16 protein-coding genes and 4 tRNA genes are annotated in these 19,504 nt (G+C 38.2%); all 20 read left to right on the top strand.

What is annotated here, in order from left to right:
- Positions 1-74 precede the first annotated feature (74 nt).
- Positions 75-341 carry a histidine kinase gene (locus ACPDHL_RS00475; protein ID WP_430530848.1) on the top strand — a complete coding sequence of 89 codons (267 nt, stop codon included), beginning with the start codon at positions 75-77 and terminating at the stop codon, positions 339-341.
- A 2-nt stretch (positions 342-343) separates the two neighbouring features.
- Positions 344-883 carry a LytR/AlgR family response regulator transcription factor gene (locus ACPDHL_RS00470; protein WP_430530847.1) on the top strand — a complete coding sequence of 180 codons (540 nt, stop codon included), beginning with the start codon at positions 344-346 and terminating at the stop codon, positions 881-883.
- Positions 884-1,026: 143 nt separating this feature from the next.
- Positions 1,027-1,221 (top strand): 30S ribosomal protein S21, encoded by a 195-nt coding sequence (rpsU, locus tag ACPDHL_RS00465; RefSeq protein ID WP_430530846.1) that lies wholly within the window; start codon positions 1,027-1,029, stop codon positions 1,219-1,221.
- A 68-nt stretch (positions 1,222-1,289) separates the two neighbouring features.
- Entirely contained in the window at positions 1,290-2,189 is a 900-nt protein-coding gene (locus tag ACPDHL_RS00460) for a tyrosine-type recombinase/integrase (RefSeq protein ID WP_430530845.1), read from the top strand.
- A 23-nt stretch (positions 2,190-2,212) separates the two neighbouring features.
- Positions 2,213-2,512, top strand: coding sequence for a ribosome hibernation-promoting factor, HPF/YfiA family (hpf, locus tag ACPDHL_RS00455; RefSeq protein WP_430530844.1), 300 nt, complete (start codon positions 2,213-2,215; stop codon positions 2,510-2,512).
- A 93-nt stretch (positions 2,513-2,605) separates the two neighbouring features.
- Positions 2,606-2,679 (top strand) — tRNA-Thr (locus ACPDHL_RS00450).
- Between the two features lie 31 nt (positions 2,680-2,710).
- Positions 2,711-2,791 (top strand) — tRNA-Tyr (locus ACPDHL_RS00445).
- A 23-nt stretch (positions 2,792-2,814) separates the two neighbouring features.
- A tRNA-Thr gene (locus ACPDHL_RS00440) sits at positions 2,815-2,886 on the top strand.
- Between the two features lie 58 nt (positions 2,887-2,944).
- Entirely contained in the window at positions 2,945-4,132 is a 1,188-nt protein-coding gene (gene tuf, locus ACPDHL_RS00435) for an elongation factor Tu (protein ID WP_430530843.1), read from the top strand.
- Between the two features lie 56 nt (positions 4,133-4,188).
- Positions 4,189-4,259, top strand: a tRNA-Trp gene (locus ACPDHL_RS00430).
- 15 nt (positions 4,260-4,274) lie between these two features.
- Complete coding sequence (secE, locus tag ACPDHL_RS00425) at positions 4,275-4,472, top strand: preprotein translocase subunit SecE (protein WP_430530842.1); 198 nt, start codon at positions 4,275-4,277, stop codon at positions 4,470-4,472.
- Positions 4,473-4,485: 13 nt separating this feature from the next.
- A complete protein-coding gene (gene nusG / locus ACPDHL_RS00420) occupies positions 4,486-5,040 on the top strand; it encodes a transcription termination/antitermination protein NusG (RefSeq protein ID WP_002987569.1) in 555 nt (184 codons plus the stop codon).
- 54 nt (positions 5,041-5,094) lie between these two features.
- A complete protein-coding gene (gene rplK, locus ACPDHL_RS00415; RefSeq protein ID WP_410878957.1) occupies positions 5,095-5,532 on the top strand; it encodes a 50S ribosomal protein L11 in 438 nt (145 codons plus the stop codon).
- An 18-nt stretch (positions 5,533-5,550) separates the two neighbouring features.
- Positions 5,551-6,240, top strand: a complete 690-nt coding sequence (gene rplA, locus ACPDHL_RS00410; protein ID WP_002987567.1) for a 50S ribosomal protein L1 — start codon at positions 5,551-5,553, stop codon at positions 6,238-6,240.
- A 22-nt stretch (positions 6,241-6,262) separates the two neighbouring features.
- Complete coding sequence (gene rplJ / locus ACPDHL_RS00405; RefSeq protein ID WP_286467107.1) at positions 6,263-6,751, top strand: 50S ribosomal protein L10; 489 nt, start codon at positions 6,263-6,265, stop codon at positions 6,749-6,751.
- An 85-nt stretch (positions 6,752-6,836) separates the two neighbouring features.
- Positions 6,837-7,205 (top strand): 50S ribosomal protein L7/L12, encoded by a 369-nt coding sequence (rplL, locus tag ACPDHL_RS00400; protein WP_430530841.1) that lies wholly within the window; start codon positions 6,837-6,839, stop codon positions 7,203-7,205.
- Positions 7,206-7,332: 127 nt separating this feature from the next.
- Complete coding sequence (gene rpoB / locus ACPDHL_RS00395) at positions 7,333-11,145, top strand: DNA-directed RNA polymerase subunit beta (protein ID WP_430530840.1); 3,813 nt, start codon at positions 7,333-7,335, stop codon at positions 11,143-11,145.
- A 70-nt stretch (positions 11,146-11,215) separates the two neighbouring features.
- Positions 11,216-15,511 (top strand): DNA-directed RNA polymerase subunit beta', encoded by a 4,296-nt coding sequence (gene rpoC / locus ACPDHL_RS00390; RefSeq protein ID WP_430530839.1) that lies wholly within the window; start codon positions 11,216-11,218, stop codon positions 15,509-15,511.
- Between the two features lie 3 nt (positions 15,512-15,514).
- Positions 15,515-15,829 carry a DUF3467 domain-containing protein gene (locus ACPDHL_RS00385; protein WP_430530838.1) on the top strand — a complete coding sequence of 105 codons (315 nt, stop codon included), beginning with the start codon at positions 15,515-15,517 and terminating at the stop codon, positions 15,827-15,829.
- 440 nt (positions 15,830-16,269) lie between these two features.
- Complete coding sequence (locus tag ACPDHL_RS00380) at positions 16,270-19,503, top strand: SusC/RagA family TonB-linked outer membrane protein (protein ID WP_430530837.1); 3,234 nt, start codon at positions 16,270-16,272, stop codon at positions 19,501-19,503.
- Position 19,504 lies beyond the last annotated feature (1 nt).

The raw sequence follows: 19,504 nt of genomic DNA, 5'->3' as shown, positions 1-19,504 counted from the left end.
ACCGTTCACGCACCTTGTTTTTTCGAAGCGACAGACATGCCTTAGGTTTGTGGAGTAATTTAGATCAAAGACGAATGAAAATACTGGTTTGCTTGCTGTTGTTTGTGGGATGGAGTATGTTAGTTGCTCAAGAGATACAGCTATCGCCTCATTTTTTGTTCAACAACCTCAATGTGTTGATTAGTACCATTCAGGAAGACCCTGAAAAATCTGAACAATTTGCGCGTAGCTTTTCAAAAATATACCGCTATGTCTTAGCGCGATTGGATGAATCGTCATGTGTCTTATCAGATGAGTTGGCGTTTATTCAGGATTATCTCTGGAAATTTTTGAAAAAGTAGAATTGAAAAACAGTTTTATTATTTTTGTTACCAGTTTTGATCACTATGCAATTAAGGCTTTTAAATTAAATAGCAGTGACTATTTATTAAAACCTATTGAACCTTCGGAATTGTTAGGAGCGATTAATAAGTTTAAAACGCAAGTTGTACAGGCCAAACAAAAAGTTGATGCCCTGCGACATTCCTTACTAGAACCAAGCTATCCCAAGCGATTGATGATTAAGTTTGGTATGCAGATCAAAATGATTTTGGTAGAAGATGTGGTTTGTTTTTACAGAGAAGATCGTGGGCTGTATATTGCAACGTGTGAAGGGAAGCGCTATCTGTTGGATGAACCTTCCATCGATGCAATTTTGAAAATAATTGACCCCGCCAAGTTCTTTCGCGTGAATCGCTTTCAGGTGATTGCTATTGAATATATTGAACAAATGACACAAATATCCATCTCTCGATTGAGATTAACCTTATTCAATTATCAAGGGGAAGTTATTGTCAGTCGCGAACGCGTGCAAGCGTTTAAAATGTGGTTGGGGAGTAATTGACAGTTGACGATTTACAGCTGACAGTAAATCACACAGCTTCAAAAGAACACAGGAGTAAAAACAAAATAAAAAACTTTTTTTGTTGTGTTGTATAAAAAAAGTTTTACTTTTGCATCACCAAATGAGAGGAGGTGTATGAAAACATGTTGATCATTCCAATTAAAGACGGAGAAAATATTGATAGAGCACTAAAGCGCTACAAGAGAAAATTTGACAGAACAGGTACGTTACGTCAATTAAGATCTCGTCAAGCTTTCCACAAACCGTCTGTTGTCAAAAGAGACAAAATGCAAAAAGCACAGTATATCCAACACTTAAGAGATTCAGTAGAAATCTAGACTTAAACGTAGGATTAAAGTATAAGGCCGTTGTAATAAAGTATTATCTTTGTTACAACGGTTTTTTTATGGATAAAAATTTAGCAAAATTTCTGGAGTACTTGGCGAAGGAGAAGAATTATTCCTCCCATACGATTGCGGCATATCAACGTGATATTGCTGCTTTTTTAGTCGAGGTAGGAGAACGTGAGGAGGATTATTTGACCATCAAATACGATGTGGTGCGTTTGTGGATTGTAGCGTTGATGGAAACGGGAATCAGCAAGCGATCGATCAACCGAAAGATGAGTGCGCTGAAAGCTTTTTATAAATTTTTGATGAAAATTGGCGTGGTGGAGGTAAGTCCGCTACAACAACATAAAACCTTAAAGGTTGAAAAGAAGTTGCAGTTGCCTTTTTCCGTAGCAGAAGTAGCGGAAGTTCGTGCTACATTAGAAAGCCAAGAGGGGTTTGATGCGCTTCGCGATTTAGTTATTGTGGAGATGTTGTACTGTTTGGGGTTGCGTCGAAGCGAGCTCTGTGGAGTACAGGTAGCGGATGTCGACTTTTATACGCGGATGATTCGTATTACAGGTAAGGGAAATAAGGTGCGTTATGTACCTATGATTGATAGTTTACAAGTGCTGTTAAAACGTTATCTCGTTGAGCGTGCGGATGTTTTGCGGGGGCTCCAAGAAATTAACTATTTTTTAATAGAGGAAAGGGGGACTAAAGTTGATGAAATATTTGTTTATCGGGTGATTAATTCCTATTTTAGTAAGACAACAACAAAGGAGAAAAATAGTCCGCATATGTTGAGGCATGCATTTGCTACTCATCTTTTAGAAAACGGGGCGGATATCAATTCAATCAAAGAGTTGATGGGGCATCAAAGTCTAGCATCAACGGAGGTATACGCACATGTTAATCTAAAGGAATTGAAAGATACTTATATGAAGACTCATCCTAGGTTGAGGAAAAAAAAATAGAAGAACCTTAAAAACAGAGCGTTATGAAAGTAAACATTCAAGCAGTTAATTTTAATGCGGATCGCAAGTTGGTCGATTTTATCAACGAGAGAATGCTTAAAGTGAGTAAATTTTACGATAAAGTGATTTCAGCAGACGTATTTTTAAAAGTTGAAAATACCAATGACAAAGAAAACAAAACAGTTGAGGTTAAATTATTAGTTCCCGGAGATGATATCATTGCTAAAAAAACGTGCAAAACGTTTGAGGAAGGAGTTGATCTTGGTGTAGATGCAATCGAACGCATGGTTGTGAAGTATAAAGAGAAAATGAAAGCACATTAATGTAAAAAAATCAGTAAATTGTTTTTTTTAATCAATAAAATATATACATTTGCAGTCCGTTAGAAATAGCGGACTTTTTCTATTGAGTCAAATGCCGGTGTAGCTCAGTTGGCTAGAGCAGCTGATTTGTAATCAGCAGGTCGTGGGTTCGAGTCCCTCCATCGGCTCAAAGAAAGAGATTAAAAACCAAAGGTTTGAGGGGAGATACTCAAGCGGCCAACGAGGACGGACTGTAAATCCGTTGGGAAACCTTCGCAGGTTCGAATCCTGCTCTCCCCACGACTAAATATAAAAATGCATAAGCCGGTGTAGCTCAGGGGTAGAGTGCTTCCTTGGTAAGGAAGAGGTCACGGGTTCAAATCCCGTCATTGGCTCAGGTTTTTTTATTATATTTGAACACTAATTATATAACTAAGATTAAATTATTAGATCATGGCAAAGGAAACTTTTGATCGTTCGAAACCGCACTTAAACATCGGTACTATCGGACACGTTGACCACGGTAAAACTACTACTACTGCTGCTATTACTAAAGTTTTAGCTGACGCAGGATTCTCAGAAGCTCGTTCATTTGATTCAATTGATAATGCTCCAGAAGAAAAAGAGCGTGGTATTACAATTAATACTTCTCACGTAGAGTACCAAACTAGAAACCGTCACTATGCGCACGTTGACTGTCCAGGTCACGCGGATTACGTGAAAAACATGGTTACTGGTGCTGCTCAGATGGATGGTGCTATCTTAGTAGTTGCTGCTACTGATGGACCAATGCCACAAACTCGTGAGCACATCTTATTAGGACGCCAAGTAGGTATTCCTAGAATTGTTGTTTTCTTAAACAAAGTTGACTTAGTAGATGACGCTGAGTTATTAGAGCTTGTTGAAATGGAAGTTAGAGATTTATTATCTTTCTACCAATATGACGGTGATAATGGACCAGTTGTTCAAGGATCTGCTTTAGGAGCTTTAAACGGAGAGCAAAAATGGGTTGATGCATTGTTACAATTAATGGATGAAGTTGACGCTTGGATCGAAGAGCCAGTACGTGACAACGAAAAACCATTCTTAATGCCAGTTGAAGACGTATTTACAATTACAGGACGTGGAACTGTTGCTACAGGACGTATCGAAACTGGAGTTGCTAATACTGGAGATCCAGTTGAAATCATCGGTATGGGAGCTGACAAATTAACTTCTACAATTACAGGAGTTGAGATGTTCCGTAAAATCTTAGACCGTGGAGAGGCTGGAGATAACGTAGGTTTATTATTGAGAGGTATTGACAAAACTGATATCCGTCGTGGTATGGTTATTTGTAAGCCAGGTTCAGTAAAACCACACGCTAAATTCAAAGCTGAGGTTTATATCTTGAAAAAAGAAGAAGGTGGACGTCACACTCCATTCCACAACAACTACCGTCCTCAATTCTACGTTCGTACAACTGACGTAACTGGAACAATCCAATTACCAGAAGGAACTGAGATGGTTATGCCTGGGGATAACTTAACGATCACTGTTGAGTTGTTAAGCCCAATCGCTTTATCAGTAGGTTTACGTTTCGCTATCCGTGAAGGTGGTAGAACAGTAGGTGCTGGTCAGGTAACTGAAATTATCGACTAATTATTTAGTTTAAATACATTTTAAAGTCAGCGGGAAACCGCTGACTTTTATAACAAACGGGTGTAGTTCAAGGGTAGAATAGCGGTCTCCAAAACCGTTGATGGGGGTTCGAATCCCTCCACCCGTGCAAAAACAATAGAACATGGCAAAGGTATTTAATTACATATCAGAAGCTTTTACAGAACTTAAGTCAAATGTAACTTGGTCACCTTGGGCTGAAGTGCAAAAATACACAATCGTTATTGCGATCTTCGCAATTGTGTTGTCACTTGCTACTTGGGGAGTAGATAGTTTGTTTGGAGACCTATTAGGTAAGTTTTATAATTGGATAAGATCATAAGGAGAAAAATATTATGGCTGATACAAATGTCAAAAAATGGTATGTGGTTCGTGCGGTAAGTGGACAAGAGAACAAAGTGAAGAATTATATCGAAACTGAGATTTCTCGTTTAGGATTGTCAGATTATCTTTCACAAGTTTTAGTGCCAACTGAAAAAGTGGTATCTGAAGACAAGAACGGTAAGAAGAAAACAACCGAACGCGTTTACTTTCCAGGCTATGTGATGATTGAGGCTAACTTGACAGGAGAGGTTCCGCATGCTATTAAATCAATAACTGGAGTTATTGGTTTTCTTGGAGAAACAAGAGGAGGTGATCCTGTGCCTTTAAGAGAATCAGAGGTTAATCGCATGTTAGGAAAAGTCGATGAATTAGCTGTTAAAGTTGATTCAGGTGCAATTCCATATGAAGTTGGTGAATCAGTAAAAGTAACTGATGGACCGTTTAAAGGTTTCGATGCAACCATCGAGAACATTAATGAAGATAAGCGTAAGTTAGAGGTAATGGTGAAGATTTTTGGAAGAAAGACACCTTTGGAATTAAGCTTTACACAAGTAGAAAAAATATAATGTTACATAGACGCATCTTTGCTTCCAAAAGAGATGTGCTAAATTTTTTTAGAAATGGCAAAAGAAATTAGTAAAGTAGTTAAACTACAAGTTAAGGGAGGTGCTGCGAATCCTTCGCCACCGGTTGGACCTGCTTTGGGGGCTGCTGGAGTTAATATCATGGAGTTCTGTAAGCAATTTAATGCTAGAACACAAGATAAACCCGGTAAAGTTTTACCAGTACAAATTACTGTGTACAAAGACAAATCTTTCGAGTTTGTTGTTAAAACGCCACCTGCTGCTGTTCAATTATTAGAGGCTGCAAAAGCAAAATCTGGATCTGGAGAGCCTAATAGAAAAAAAGTAGCTAGCGTAACTTGGGAACAAGTTCGTGCTATCGCAGAGGACAAAATGCCGGATTTAAACGCATTTACTGTTGAATCAGCGATGTCAATGATCGCGGGTACTGCAAGATCTATGGGTATATCAGTAACAGGAACAGCTCCTTTTTAATTGTAAAAGAAAAAAGAAATGGCAAAATTAACAAAAAAGCAAAAGGAAGCTGCTGCTAAAATTGAAAAAGGTAGATTTTATTCTTTGAAAGAAGGATCTGCTTTAATTAAAGAAGTTGCTTCTGCAAAATTTGACGAATCTGTTGATATCGCTGTGCGTTTGGGTGTAGATCCACGTAAAGCAAATCAAATGGTGCGTGGGGTAGTTACTTTACCACACGGAACTGGAAAAGATGTTAGAGTATTAGCATTAGTTACTCCGGATAAAGAAGCTGAAGCTACAGCTGCAGGAGCAGACTATGTTGGATTAGATGAGTACCTACAAAAAATCAAAGACGGTTGGACAGATGTTGATGTAATCATCACAATGCCTGCTGTTATGGGTAAATTAGGACCATTAGGACGTATTTTAGGTCCTAGAGGATTAATGCCAAACCCTAAAACTGGTACTGTAACTATGGACGTAGCGAAAGCAGTTCAAGAAGTGAAAGCTGGTAAAATCGATTTTAAAGTTGATAAAACGGGAATCGTTCACGCAGGTATTGGAAAAGTATCGTTTAGTGCTGATATGATTCAAGAAAACGCAGCTGAATTGATTCAAACATTAATCAAATTAAAACCAACAGCAGCTAAAGGTACGTATGTTAAGTCTATTCATATATCTAGTACTATGAGCCCTGCTATTGCTTTAGATCCTAAAGCAGTATAATTGGTAGAAAAAATTTTTACGTATGACTAGAGAACAAAAAGCAGTAGCGATAGAAGAAATAAAAGGTCAATTAGCAGATGCTAATATCTTTTATATTGCTGATATTTCAGGATTAAATGCAGAGGTTACTACGAACTTGAGAAGAGCTTGTAACAAAGCGGGAATCAAAGTAGAAGTAGTTAAGAATACGTTGCTTGCTAAAGCAATGGAAGCTTCTGAGAGAAATTATGAGGATTTAGCTTCAGTTTTAAAAGGAAACAGCGCTATCTTTATTTCGGACGTTGCTAACGGACCGGCTAAAATCATCAAAGACTTTAGAAAGAAAAGCGATAAACCTGCATTAAAAGGAGCTTATATTAACGAAGAAGTTTACATTGGCGATAACCAATTAGACGCGTTAGTAGCTATTAAATCTAAAGAGGAAGTTATTGGAGAAATCATCGGATTACTACAATCACCTGCTCAAAGAGTTATCTCAGCTCTACAAAATCAATTCAAAGACGAAGAATAAAAAAAGATTCTTGTGTTTGAATGTTCCATAAACGAACGCACATTAATAAATTATATTTTTACAAATCATTTAAAGGATAGAAAAAATGGCAGATTTGAAACAATTCGCAGAACAATTAGTTAACTTAACAGTTAAAGAAGTTAACGAATTAGCAACTATATTAAAAGATGAATACGGAATTGAGCCTGCAGCTGCTGCTGTAGTTGTAGCTGCTGGTGGAGACGCTGGAGCTGCTGAAGAGCAAACTGAATTCACTGTAGTATTAAAAGAAGCTGGTGCTTCTAAATTAGCAGTAGTTAAAGCAGTTAAAGAATTAACTGGTTTAGGTCTTAAAGAAGCTAAAGATATCGTTGATTCAGTTCCTGCAAACATCAAAGAAGGTGTTTCTAAAGATGAGGCTGAAGGTCTTAAAAAAGCATTGGAAGAAGCTGGAGCTGTTGTTGAGCTTAAATAAGCTTTTTAACCAAAATATTTTAGGTTTAGGTCTTGGGAGCAATCCCAAAGGCCTAAACCATTTTGCGTATAAAGTGATTTGTGCGTAAATCCTATTAAACATTATAAACAAAATTTATTGTCCATTGATGATCACAAATCAGAATGAAAGATTAAATTTTGCCTCTACAAAGAATATTCCTGCATATCCAGACTTTTTGGATATCCAGGTTAAGTCTTTTAAGGATTTCTTTCAGTTAGAAACGAAATCAGAAGAAAGAGGTAATGAAGGTTTATATAATACCTTCATGGAGAACTTCCCGATCACTGATACGAGAAATCAGTTTGTATTGGAGTTTCTTGATTACTTTGTTGATCCTCCTCGCTATTCAATTGAAGAATGTATTGATAGAGGACTAACGTATAGCGTTCCGTTAAAAGCGCGTTTAAAACTGTACTGTACTGATCCTGAACACGAGGATTTTGAAACGATCGTTCAAGATGTGTATTTAGGAACAATACCGTATATGACGCCTAGCGGTACATTCGTAATCAATGGAGCTGAGCGTGTGGTAGTGTCTCAATTACACCGTTCACCTGGTGTGTTCTTTGGACAGTCTTTCCACGCTAACGGTACTAAATTGTATTCGGCGCGAGTTATTCCTTTCAAGGGGTCATGGATTGAGTTTGCTACTGATATCAATAGCGTGATGTACGCCTATATTGATAGAAAGAAAAAATTACCTGTTACTACCTTATTCCGTGCTATTGGATTCGAAAGAGACAAGGATATCCTAGAGATTTTCGACTTAGCTGAAGAGGTAAAAGTATCAAAAACAGGGTTAAAAAAATACATCGGTCGTCGTCTTGCTGCACGTGTGTTAAATACATGGCATGAGGACTTCGTAGATGAAGATACAGGAGAAGTAGTTTCAATTGAACGAAATGAGATTATCTTAGACCGTGATACAGTCCTAGATAAAGATAATGTCGAAGAAATCATTGAGGCGAACGTTAAGAATATCCTCCTACATAAAGAAGACAATAATCAGGCAGATTATGCCATCATTCATAATACATTACAGAAGGACCCTACAAACTCTGAAAAAGAGGCTGTAGAGCACATCTACCGTCAGTTGCGTAATGCAGAACCGCCTGATGAGGAAACTGCACGTGGTATTATTGATAAATTATTCTTCTCCGATCAACGTTACAATCTAGGTGAGGTAGGTCGTTACAGAATGAATAAAAAACTTAATCTTGATACCCCAATTGACAAACAGGTATTAACAAAAGAGGATATTATCACGATTGTTAAATACTTGATTGAATTGATTAACTCAAAAGCTGAGATTGATGATATTGACCACTTATCAAACCGTCGTGTACGTACAGTAGGTGAACAATTATCTGCTCAATTTGGTGTTGGTTTAGCGCGTATGGCTAGAACAATTCGCGAGCGTATGAACGTACGTGATAACGAAGTGTTTACTCCAATCGACTTAATTAACGCGAAGACCTTATCTTCAGTTATTAATTCATTTTTCGGAACAAACCAGCTGTCTCAGTTTATGGACCAAACGAATCCATTAGCAGAGATTACACACAAACGTCGTTTATCCGCTTTAGGACCTGGAGGTTTATCTAGAGAAAGAGCAGGATTCGAGGTACGTGACGTTCACTATACACACTACGGACGTTTATGTCCAATTGAAACGCCAGAGGGACCAAACATTGGTTTGATTTCATCTCTTGCGGTGTATGCAAAAGTGAATAATATGGGATTCATCGAAACCCCTTACCGTCCAGTAGTGGAAGGAAAAGTGGATATCGTAAATGCACCTGTATATTTAAGTGCTGAAGAAGAAGAAGGAATGTTAATCGCACAAGCGAACGTTCCAATGGATAACGAAGGAAACATTACAGAAGAACGTGTAGTTGTAAAAGAAGAAGGGGATTTCCCAGTGGTTGAACCTAAAGATTTACACTATACTGACGTTTCTCCGAACCAGATCGCTTCGATTTCAGCGTCATTGATTCCATTCTTAGAGCACGATGATGCGAACCGTGCGTTGATGGGATCGAACATGATGCGTCAGGCTGTGCCTTTATTACGTGCGGATTCTCCAATCGTAGGTACAGGTTTAGAGAGACAAGTAGCTTCAGATTCACGTGTTTTAATTAATGCTGAAGGTGAAGGAGTTGTTGAGTATGTAGACGCTCAGAAAATTATTATTAAATATGATCGTACGGATGAAGAGCGTTTAATTAGCTTTGATCCAGACGAAAAAGCATATAATCTAATTAAATTTAGAAAAACCAACCAAAGTACTTGTATCAACTTGAAACCAATTGTTCGCAAAGGGGATAGAGTAACAAGAGGACAAGTATTATGTGAGGGATATGCCACACAAAAAGGAGAGTTAGCTCTTGGACGTAACTTACAAGTGGCATTTATGCCATGGAAAGGGTACAACTTCGAGGATGCTATCGTAATTTCAGAAAAAGTAGTGCGTGAAGATATCTTTACCTCTATCCATATTGATGACTACACACTAGAAGTGAGAGATACAAAATTAGGAAACGAAGAGTTGACTAATGATATCCCGAACGTAAGTGAGGAAGCAACAAAAGACTTGGATGAGAACGGTATGATCCGCATCGGTGCTGAAGTGAAACCTGGTGATATCCTTATTGGTAAAATTACACCGAAAGGTGAATCTGATCCAACACCTGAAGAGAAGTTATTACGCGCAATCTTCGGTGATAAAGCTGGAGATGTTAAAGATGCATCGTTAAAAGCTTCCCCTTCATTAAGAGGAGTTGTATTAGATAAAAAATTATTTGCAAGAGCAGTAAAAGACAAACGTAAACGTTCAAAAGATAAAGACGATTTAGCTTTACTAGAAACAAGATTCGAAGTGAAGTTTAATGAGTTGAAAGATCGTTTAGTAGAGAAATTGTTCTTCATCGTGAATGGTAAAACATCACAAGGAGTATTGAATGATTTAGGAGAGGAAATCTTGCCAAAAGGAAAGAAATTTACTCAAAAAATGCTTCATGCTGTTGATGATTTTGCTCACTTAACAAAAGGACAATGGACAGTAGATGAGGAAACAAACAGTATGATTACTGATTTGATCCACAACTACAAAATCAAATTAAACGATTTACAAGGTGCGTTGCGTAGAGAGAAATTTATGATTACCGTTGGGGATGAATTACCATCTGGAATCTTAAAGCTTGCAAAAGTATATATCGCTAAGAAACGTAAGTTAAAAGTTGGGGATAAGATGGCTGGACGTCACGGTAACAAAGGTATTGTGGCTAGAATCGTTCGCGATGAAGACATGCCATTCTTAGAAGACGGTACACCAGTTGATATCGTGTTAAACCCGCTAGGGGTACCTTCTCGTATGAACATTGGTCAGATCTATGAAACTGTTTTAGGATGGGCTGGACAAAAATTGGGTAAAAAATATGCTACTCCAATTTTTGACGGTGCGGAATTAGATCAAATCAATGCGCTTACAGATGAGGCAGGTATTCCAAGATTTGGACATACTTATTTGTACGATGGAGGAACTGGAGAGCGTTTCCACCAAAGAGCAACAGTAGGGGTTATTTACATGTTGAAATTAGGACACATGGTTGATGATAAGATGCACGCGCGTTCAATCGGACCATACTCATTAATTACGCAACAACCGTTAGGAGGTAAAGCTCAATTCGGAGGTCAGCGTTTTGGAGAGATGGAGGTTTGGGCTCTAGAAGCATACGGAGCATCAAGTACATTACGTGAGATTTTGACGGTAAAATCGGATGACGTTATTGGTAGAGCGAAAACTTACGAAGCAATCGTTAAAGGTGAAACTATGCCAGAACCAGGATTACCTGAATCATTCAATGTATTAATGCATGAATTAAAAGGTCTTGGATTAGACATCAGATTAGAAGAATAAACTATAGATTTTAGAGTAAGCAGTTTCTGCTGCTTACTCTTTATCATACACTTTAACAAGTAAGTTTACCATGAATAGAAATAAAGAGAAAAATACCGTAAAAAGGTTTAATAAAATCTCAATTGGTTTGGCTTCACCTGAATCGATTCTTGCAGAATCAAGAGGGGAAGTTTTAAAGCCAGAAACAATTAACTATCGTACGCATAAACCTGAACGTGACGGTTTATTCTGCGAGCGTATTTTTGGTCCTGTAAAAGATTACGAGTGTGCTTGTGGTAAGTATAAAAGAATTCGCTACAAAGGAATCGTTTGTGACCGTTGTGGTGTTGAAGTTACTGAAAAGAAAGTACGTAGAGATAGAGTTGGGCATATCAATTTAGTCGTGCCTATTGCACATATTTGGTATTTCCGTTCTTTACCTAATAAAATTGGTTACATCTTAGGGCTTCCTTCAAAGAAGCTTGACATGATTATTTACTACGAGCGATATGTAGTAATTCAACCAGGTATTGCTAAAAATGCCGAGGGTGATGCATTAAATCGCTTAGATTTCTTAACAGAAGAAGAGTATTTGAATATTGCAGATTCTCTTCCAATGGAAAATCAATTCTTAGATGATACAGATCCAAATAAATTCATCGCTAAAATGGGGGCTGAATGTATTATGGATTTATTAGCAACAACAGATTTAGACCAATTGTCTTATACTTTGCGTCATGCTGCTAATAACGAAACATCAAAACAAAGAAAAACAGAAGCATTAAAACGCCTTCAAGTGGTTGAGGCTTTCCGTGAATCAAATGAGAATCGCGAGAATAAACCTGAGTGGATGATCTTAAAAGTGATTCCAGTAATTCCACCTGAATTGCGTCCATTAGTGCCATTAGATGGTGGTCGTTTTGCAACGTCAGATTTGAATGACTTGTATCGTCGTGTAATTATCCGTAATAATCGTTTAAAACGATTAATGGAGATCAAAGCTCCAGAGGTAATTTTGCGTAACGAAAAACGTATGCTTCAAGAAGCGGTGGATTCACTTTTCGATAACACTAGAAAATCTTCTGCTGTTAAGACAGAGTCTAACCGTCCGTTGAAATCACTTTCTGATTCATTAAAAGGTAAACAAGGACGTTTCCGTCAAAACTTATTAGGTAAACGTGTGGATTATTCTGCTCGTTCGGTAATTGTCGTTGGACCTGAATTGAAATTATACGAATGTGGATTGCCAAAAGATATGGCAGCTGAGCTTTACAAACCGTTTGTGATCCGTAAATTGATCGAAAGAGGAATTGTAAAAACAGTTAAATCTGCGAAGAAAATTATAGATAAAAGAGAACCTGTGGTTTGGGATATCTTGGAAAATGTAATTAAAGGACACCCAGTATTACTGAACCGTGCCCCTACGTTACACCGTTTAGGTATTCAGGCCTTCCAACCAAAATTGATTGAAGGTAAAGCGATTCAGCTACACCCATTAGTGTGTACGGCGTTTAACGCGGATTTCGATGGTGACCAGATGGCAGTTCACTTGCCATTAGGGCCAGAGGCTATCTTAGAAGCTCAATTGTTAATGTTGGCTTCGCACAATATCTTGAACCCAGCGAATGGTGCACCGATTACCGTACCTTCTCAAGACATGGTACTTGGTCTTTACTATATGACCAAGTTGCGTAAGTCTACACCAGAAGAAATTGTAAAAGGAGAAGGATTGACATTCTACTCTGTAGAGGAAGTACACATTGCGATCAATGAAGGGAAACTTGATTTGAATGCTGGTGTGAAAGTTCGTGCAAAAGATTACAATGAAAAAGGTGAGTTAGCCTATAGAATCATTGAAACAACTGCTGGACGTATCTTGTTTAACGAGGTAGTACCTGAAAAAGCAGGATACATCAATGAGGTATTGACTAAAAAATCACTACGTGATATTATCGGTGGTATTTTAGCTACTACTGACGTACCTACAACAGCTGCATTCTTAGATGATATCAAAGGAATGGGGTATGGATACGCTTTCCGCGGAGGATTGTCATTCAGTTTGGGTGATATTATCGTTCCAGAGAAAAAACAAGATTTGATTGATGAAGCAAACCAACAAGTAGATCACATTACGATGAACTATAATATGGGGCTTATCACAAATAACGAGCGTTACAACCAGGTAATTGACGTTTGGACTTCAACAAACGCGATGTTAACCGAGTTGGCAATGAAGAATATTCGCGAAGATAAACAAGGATTTAACTCAGTATACATGATGTTGGATTCTGGAGCGAGGGGTTCTAAAGAGCAGATTCGTCAGTTAACAGGTATGCGTGGTTTGATGGCTAAGCCGAAAAAATCAACTGCAGGTGGTGGTGAAATTATTGAAAACCCGATTCTTTCTAACTTTAAGGAAGGTCTATCGATTTTAGAGTATTTCATTTCTACCCACGGTGCTCGTAAAGGTCTTGCGGATACGGCGTTAAAAACAGCGGATGCTGGATATTTAACTCGTCGTTTGCATGACGTTGCACAAGATGTTATTGTTAACTCTGTAGACTGTGGTACTTTAAGAGGTATTGATGTAATGCCATTAAAGAAAAACGAAGAAGTTATCGAAACATTAGGAGAAAGAGTATTAGGACGTGTTGCGTTAAACAACGTAATCAACCCATTAAACTCTGAAGTAATTGTTGGTGCTGGTGAGGAAATCACTGAAGCTATCGCTAAAGCAATCAACGCTTCTCCTATCGAATCGGTTGAAGTTCGTTCACCATTGACATGTGAGGCTAAAGTAGGTATCTGTTCAAAATGTTACGGACGTAACCTTGCTACAGCAAGAATGGTTCAAAAAGGGGAAGCTGTGGGTGTTGTTGCTGCTCAATCAATTGGGGAGCCTGGTACACAGTTAACGTTGAGAACGTTCCACGTAGGGGGTACTGCAGGAAATATTTCTGAAGTTTCTACTATCAACGCTAAGTTTAAAGGTCGTTTAGAGATCGAAGAGCTTAGAACAGTTGAAGGTGAAGATAATGAAGGTAAGAAAATCAACATCGTAATCTCTCGTTCTACAGAGGTGAAATTGTACGATCCAAATACTGGAATCTTGTTAACAACAAACAATATCCCTTATGGATCTACGATCTATGTAAATGATGGCGATGTTGTGGAAGAAGGAGCTACGATCTGTAAGTGGGACCCTTATAACGGTGTAATCGTTTCTGAATTCACTGGTAAGGTTGCTTATGAAGATATCGAACAAGGACAAACGTTCATGGTTGAAATCGATGAGCAAACAGGTTTCCAAGAAAAGGTTATTAGCGAATCAAGAAACAAAAAATTAATTCCTACTTTATTAATTTACGGTAAAGATGGTGAGTTAATTCGTTCATACAACTTACCAGTAGGTTCTCACTTAATGGTAAATGATGGAGAGAAAATTAAAGCAGGTAAAGTTTTAGTTAAGATTCCTCGTCATACCTCAAAAGCAGGGGATATTACAGGAGGTTTACCTCGTATTACAGAGCTTTTAGAAGCACGTAATCCGTCGAATCCAGCTGTAGTTTCTGAAATTGATGGGGTTGTATCTTTCGGTAAAGTGAAGAGAGGTAACAGAGAGATCGTGGTTGAATCAAGAACAGGTGATGTTAGAAAGTATTTAGTTAAACTTTCAAACCAAATCTTAGTTCAAGAGAATGACTTCGTTAGAGCTGGTTTACCCTTGTCTGATGGAGCAATTACACCAGACGATATTTTACGTATCCAAGGACCATCTGCTGTACAGCAGTACTTAGTAAACGAGATTCAAGAAGTTTACCGTTTACAAGGGGTGAAAATTAATGACAAACACTTTGAGGTTGTTATTAGACAAATGATGCGTAAAGTTCAAATTCAAGATCCAGGAGATACGCTATTCTTAGAAGATCAATTGGTTCACACAAGTGATTTCATCGTTGAAAACGACCGTTTATTCGGAATGAAAGTAGTGGTGGATGCAGGTGAATCTGAGAACTTGAAAGAAGGACAAATTGTTTCTATGCGTGAACTACGCGATGAGAACTCATTGCTAAAACGCGAGGATAAAAACGTAGTAATCTCTAGAGATGTTATGCCAGCTACTGGTACACCAATTCTACAAGGTATTACAAGAGCTTCGTTACAAACGAAGTCGTTTATCTCTGCAGCATCGTTCCAGGAAACAACAAAAGTGTTAAACGAAGCAGCAGTTGCTGGTAAGATTGACACCCTAATGGGATTAAAAGAAAACGTAATTGTTGGACATAGAATCCCTGCAGGTACAGGTATGCGTGAGTATGAAAGTATCCTTGTTTCTTCTAACGAAAATGGCGATCTCTTAACTCAAGAACAAGAATTAAATTTCTAAGACATGGCTGAAGAACAAAATAACTTCAACATTGAATTGGATGAAGTAACGGCAGAAGGAACGTATTCAAATCTGGCAATAATCAATCATTCAAACACTGAATTTGTTGTCGATTTTGTGAACATTATGCCAGGTGTACCAAAAGCAAGAGTGAAGTCGAGAATTATCTTAACTCCACAACATGCAAAACGACTTTTACAAGCACTAGAGGATAATATCGCTAGGTTTGAACAGTCAAATGGAGAAATTAAGGATTATGAATCAACTAGTAATCCAATGATGCCACCCATTAATTTTGGTCCCAAAGGAGATGCTTAATTAGCGTTATATAGTGAAAAGCCTCGTACGAAAGTACGAGGCTTTTTTTTGTATCTATCCCTTCCGAAGCGCTTTTGTTCCCTGTAGAAATTAACCATTTCTTGATGTTATCTTACTACAGAAGCTTGTTTATGTGATTTGTTAGCTTACTGTTATATTCTTCTGCTTCCAAATGAACAGAGGATTGCTGTGTTTTTTATTCTTTAGTTACAAGTAAGGTGTTTTTATAGGCTGATTTGTAGTCGTTTTAAGGTGATTTTGATAATTAATTCCCCTGGTTGATTCTTTCTTTAAGAGCATATCGTAGTCAGTTATAGGCATCGAATTTCATAACTAAAAGTTTACATCAGTTAACCATAGCTTAATTGTGTTTTATTGTGCTTGCGAGAAGAATTGATTTGTTTTGTCTGCATAAAATTAATTAATTACTCAACCTTAGTATGAAAAAAAATCAGCGCAATACAAGAAGCCTCATTTTTTTACTTAGCACCCTGCTATTCTCTTCTACTGCTACGTTGTATGCAAATGAAAATAAGGTACAAGGGCATACGCTTACTGCGTCGGATAATCAACAAAACACCATTCGAGGAAAAGTTGTAGATCAACAAAATATCGCTTTGCCTGGTGCGGTGATCCGCAATACGACTACTGGAAAAGCGGTGCAGTCCAATTTAGATGGAGAGTTTAGTATATCGTATGAGCAGTTGAAAACGACAGTTTTGGAAATATCCTTTTTGGGTTTCGAAACGCAAACAATAACCGTGGGTGATCTTACCTTTTTGACGGTACAATTAAAAGAATCTACCAGTGTGCTGAACGAAGTAGTCGTGACGGCTTTGGGGATTAAAAGAGAGGAGAAACAATTAGGATATTCACAGCAAACCCTTAATGGGGAAGAGCTCAATCACGCGCGTTCCAATAACTGGTCTGATGAATTGAAGGGAAAAGTAGCGGGGATGACGATGTTGTCTTCTAATTCAGGACCAATGAACTCCACGCAGATTAAATTGAGAGGAGATCGTTCGGTTAATTTAGGTGCAAATGGTGCCTTAATTGTTGTGGATGGTGTGATTGTTGGAGGTGATTTATGGTCCAATGGAGCAGAAACAGCTTATATTGGCGATGATGCTCCAGTTGATTATGGAAATGGAATCGCAGATCTTAATCCGGATGATATCGAGAGTATAACCGTATTAAAAGGACCTGGAGCAGCAGCTTTATACGGATCTCGAGCAGGAAATGGCGTGTTGATGATTACTACTAAATCTGGTAGTAAAAAGAATAAAGGATTGGGAATTAGTATCAACTCTAATATCAGCTTTGATGTTATCCAGCATTGGCCCGATTATCAGTACCAATATGGACAAGGAACAGGAAAGAGTTTTAATAAAGCAGGGGATCCTTTTTATTCCTATGGGGTATCAGCCGATGGGTCTAATACGGGGAGTACCAGTAGTGCATTTGGACCTAAATTTGAGGGACAATCGTATTTTCAGTACGATCCCACTACAGAGACACAAGGAGCTGAACGAACACTGTGGAGACCGTATAAAAACAACATCAAGGATTTCTGGAGAACGGGTATGACCACCACGAATACCTTAGGCCTTTCAGGAGGAAATGATAAAGGGAGTATTCGCGCGACAATTACCCACTCCAATAACGAATGGATTATGCCTAATACGGGATTTGATCGCACGACGCTTGCTACAAAAGCAAAATACGAAATTGCAAAAGGCGTAACCGTAAACTCAACAGTTAGCTACAGCAATAGAAGTAGTGATAATTTACCTGGAACTGGATACGGTAACCATACCATCGGTTATTTTATGATCTTCCAAAATCCTAATGTCGACCTAGAGTGGTACAGACCTATTTGGAAGAAAGACAAAAATCAATTGGAACAAATTCACCCTTTTAGTTCTTATATCGAAAACCCTTATTTGATAGCCTACGAAACGACCAATGCGGTAAATGCAAATACCATGGTAGGAAGTTTATCTACTGATATTGATCTAGCACCTAAACTAAAGTTAATGTTGAGAGGGGCAATTAATTCGCGAGCAGATAAACGAGAAGAACGTCGACCTTTTAATACGACGAAGTTTGGCGAGGGGTATTTTAAAACGCAACAAATTAATTTTACCGAAATAAATACAGATTTCTTATTGAGCTATACAGAGGATAAAGGCGATGTCTTTACTTATGGTTTATCTGTAGGAGGAAATATGCGCGATTCCAAGTGGCATAGTAATGCGAGTTGGGTCAAAGGATTGGTCACACCAGGGGTGTATATGATTGCCAATGGAAAAGATAAGCCCAGTACAAAAATAGCAGACGAGAATCTAAAAGTTAACTCGCTCTATGGAATGGCTTCTGTGGGGTATAAAAATATGGTGTTCTTAGATGGAACAGTGAGAAATGATTGGTCGAGTAGTTTACCTGCAGCCAACTGGTCCTTCATGTACGCATCGCTAAATGCGAGTCTAGTCTTGAGCGATATCTTCGTTTTACCAAGCACTATTGACTATTCAAAGCTGCGTTTTTCCTATGCAGATGTAGGAAATGGTACTTCACCCTACAAAACAAAATTATACTATGAAAATAGCGAATTTCCGAGTTCAGCTACTGCGCCAACAACGTTACACAATATTGACCTAAAGCCAGAAGCAACTAAGAGTTTTGAAATCGGATATGAACACAAAATGTTTAAAAACCGATTGGGCTTTGATGTAACGGTATATGAAACGAAAACAAAGAATCAATTAATTACTGTACCCCTTAATTTGGTGACAGGATATTCTAAAGCCCATGTGAATGCTGGAACTGTTCGAAATCGAGGTATTGAAGTTGTCTTACATGCAACGCCAATCAAAACCAACTCTTTTTCTTGGAATACCACGTTGAACTGGGCGAAAAACGACAATAAAATTCTATCGCTTTCTCCAGATTTAGAAGGAGGAGATCAACAAGTGTTAGCCGAATCTGGAACCGCTCAGATTATTGGTAAAGTAGGAGGAACAACTGGAGATTTGTATGGGTATAAATTTGTGCGAAATGATGAAGGACAAATTATTTATACCGATAAAGGGCTGCCTGAACAATCCAAAGAAATTGAGTATATCGGTAGTGCTTATGCCGATTGGACTGCTGGTTGGGTGAATACGTTTAAGTATAAAAACGTTACGTTGAGCTTTACTTTAGATGGTTCGTATGGTGGAAAAGTATATTCGCAAACTCACCACAAAATGTCTGAACAAGGAAAGTTAGGACATACCCTATACGGTCGTGAAGAAGGTTTTATCATTGGTGATGGGGTAGTGCGCAATGGTGATGGTACATTCTCTCCCAATACGACCAAGGTCAACCCTGCCGATTATTATGGCGAATATTACCGAAGAGCTAATTTGGAATCCAACAGTTTTGATGCGTCTTATTTGAAAGTACGCGATGTGAGTATTGAATACAACTTTCCTAAAAAAGTATTGGATAAGCTAAAAATGACGCGATTGTCTGTGTCTGTGTTTGGACGAAACCTAGCTACCTTAACGAGCTTCCCAATCTTTGACCCAGAAACGGCAGCCTTGAATGGGGGGTCGATGATGCCTGGAGTTGAGATGGGGCAATTACCCTCACCTGCTACTTACGGGTTTAACCTTAAATTAGAATTTTAAT

Source organism: Myroides sp. C15-4 (assembly GCF_050522745.1).
Taxonomy (GTDB): domain Bacteria; phylum Bacteroidota; class Bacteroidia; order Flavobacteriales; family Flavobacteriaceae; genus Flavobacterium.
This window is presented reverse-complemented; position numbering and strand designations above follow the sequence as displayed.

Excerpts from the sequence above, each read along its gene's own strand:
- ACPDHL_RS00475 (WP_430530848.1), top strand. The coding sequence starts at position 75 with ATGAAAATACTGGTTTGCTTGCTGTTGTTTGTGGGATGGAGTATGTTA.
- rpsU (WP_430530846.1), top strand. The coding sequence starts at position 1,027 with ATGTTGATCATTCCAATTAAAGACGGAGAAAATATTGATAGAGCACTA.
- ACPDHL_RS00460 (WP_430530845.1), top strand. The coding sequence starts at position 1,290 with ATGGATAAAAATTTAGCAAAATTTCTGGAGTACTTGGCGAAGGAGAAG.
- hpf (WP_430530844.1), top strand. The coding sequence starts at position 2,213 with ATGAAAGTAAACATTCAAGCAGTTAATTTTAATGCGGATCGCAAGTTG.
- tuf (WP_430530843.1), top strand. The coding sequence starts at position 2,945 with ATGGCAAAGGAAACTTTTGATCGTTCGAAACCGCACTTAAACATCGGT.
- secE (WP_430530842.1), top strand. The coding sequence starts at position 4,275 with ATGGCAAAGGTATTTAATTACATATCAGAAGCTTTTACAGAACTTAAG.
- nusG (WP_002987569.1), top strand. The coding sequence starts at position 4,486 with ATGGCTGATACAAATGTCAAAAAATGGTATGTGGTTCGTGCGGTAAGT.
- rplK (WP_410878957.1), top strand. The coding sequence starts at position 5,095 with ATGGCAAAAGAAATTAGTAAAGTAGTTAAACTACAAGTTAAGGGAGGT.
- rplA (WP_002987567.1), top strand. The coding sequence starts at position 5,551 with ATGGCAAAATTAACAAAAAAGCAAAAGGAAGCTGCTGCTAAAATTGAA.
- rplJ (WP_286467107.1), top strand. The coding sequence starts at position 6,263 with ATGACTAGAGAACAAAAAGCAGTAGCGATAGAAGAAATAAAAGGTCAA.
- rplL (WP_430530841.1), top strand. The coding sequence starts at position 6,837 with ATGGCAGATTTGAAACAATTCGCAGAACAATTAGTTAACTTAACAGTT.
- rpoB (WP_430530840.1), top strand. The coding sequence starts at position 7,333 with ATGATCACAAATCAGAATGAAAGATTAAATTTTGCCTCTACAAAGAAT.
- rpoC (WP_430530839.1), top strand. The coding sequence starts at position 11,216 with ATGAATAGAAATAAAGAGAAAAATACCGTAAAAAGGTTTAATAAAATC.
- ACPDHL_RS00385 (WP_430530838.1), top strand. The coding sequence starts at position 15,515 with ATGGCTGAAGAACAAAATAACTTCAACATTGAATTGGATGAAGTAACG.
- ACPDHL_RS00380 (WP_430530837.1), top strand. The coding sequence starts at position 16,270 with ATGAAAAAAAATCAGCGCAATACAAGAAGCCTCATTTTTTTACTTAGC.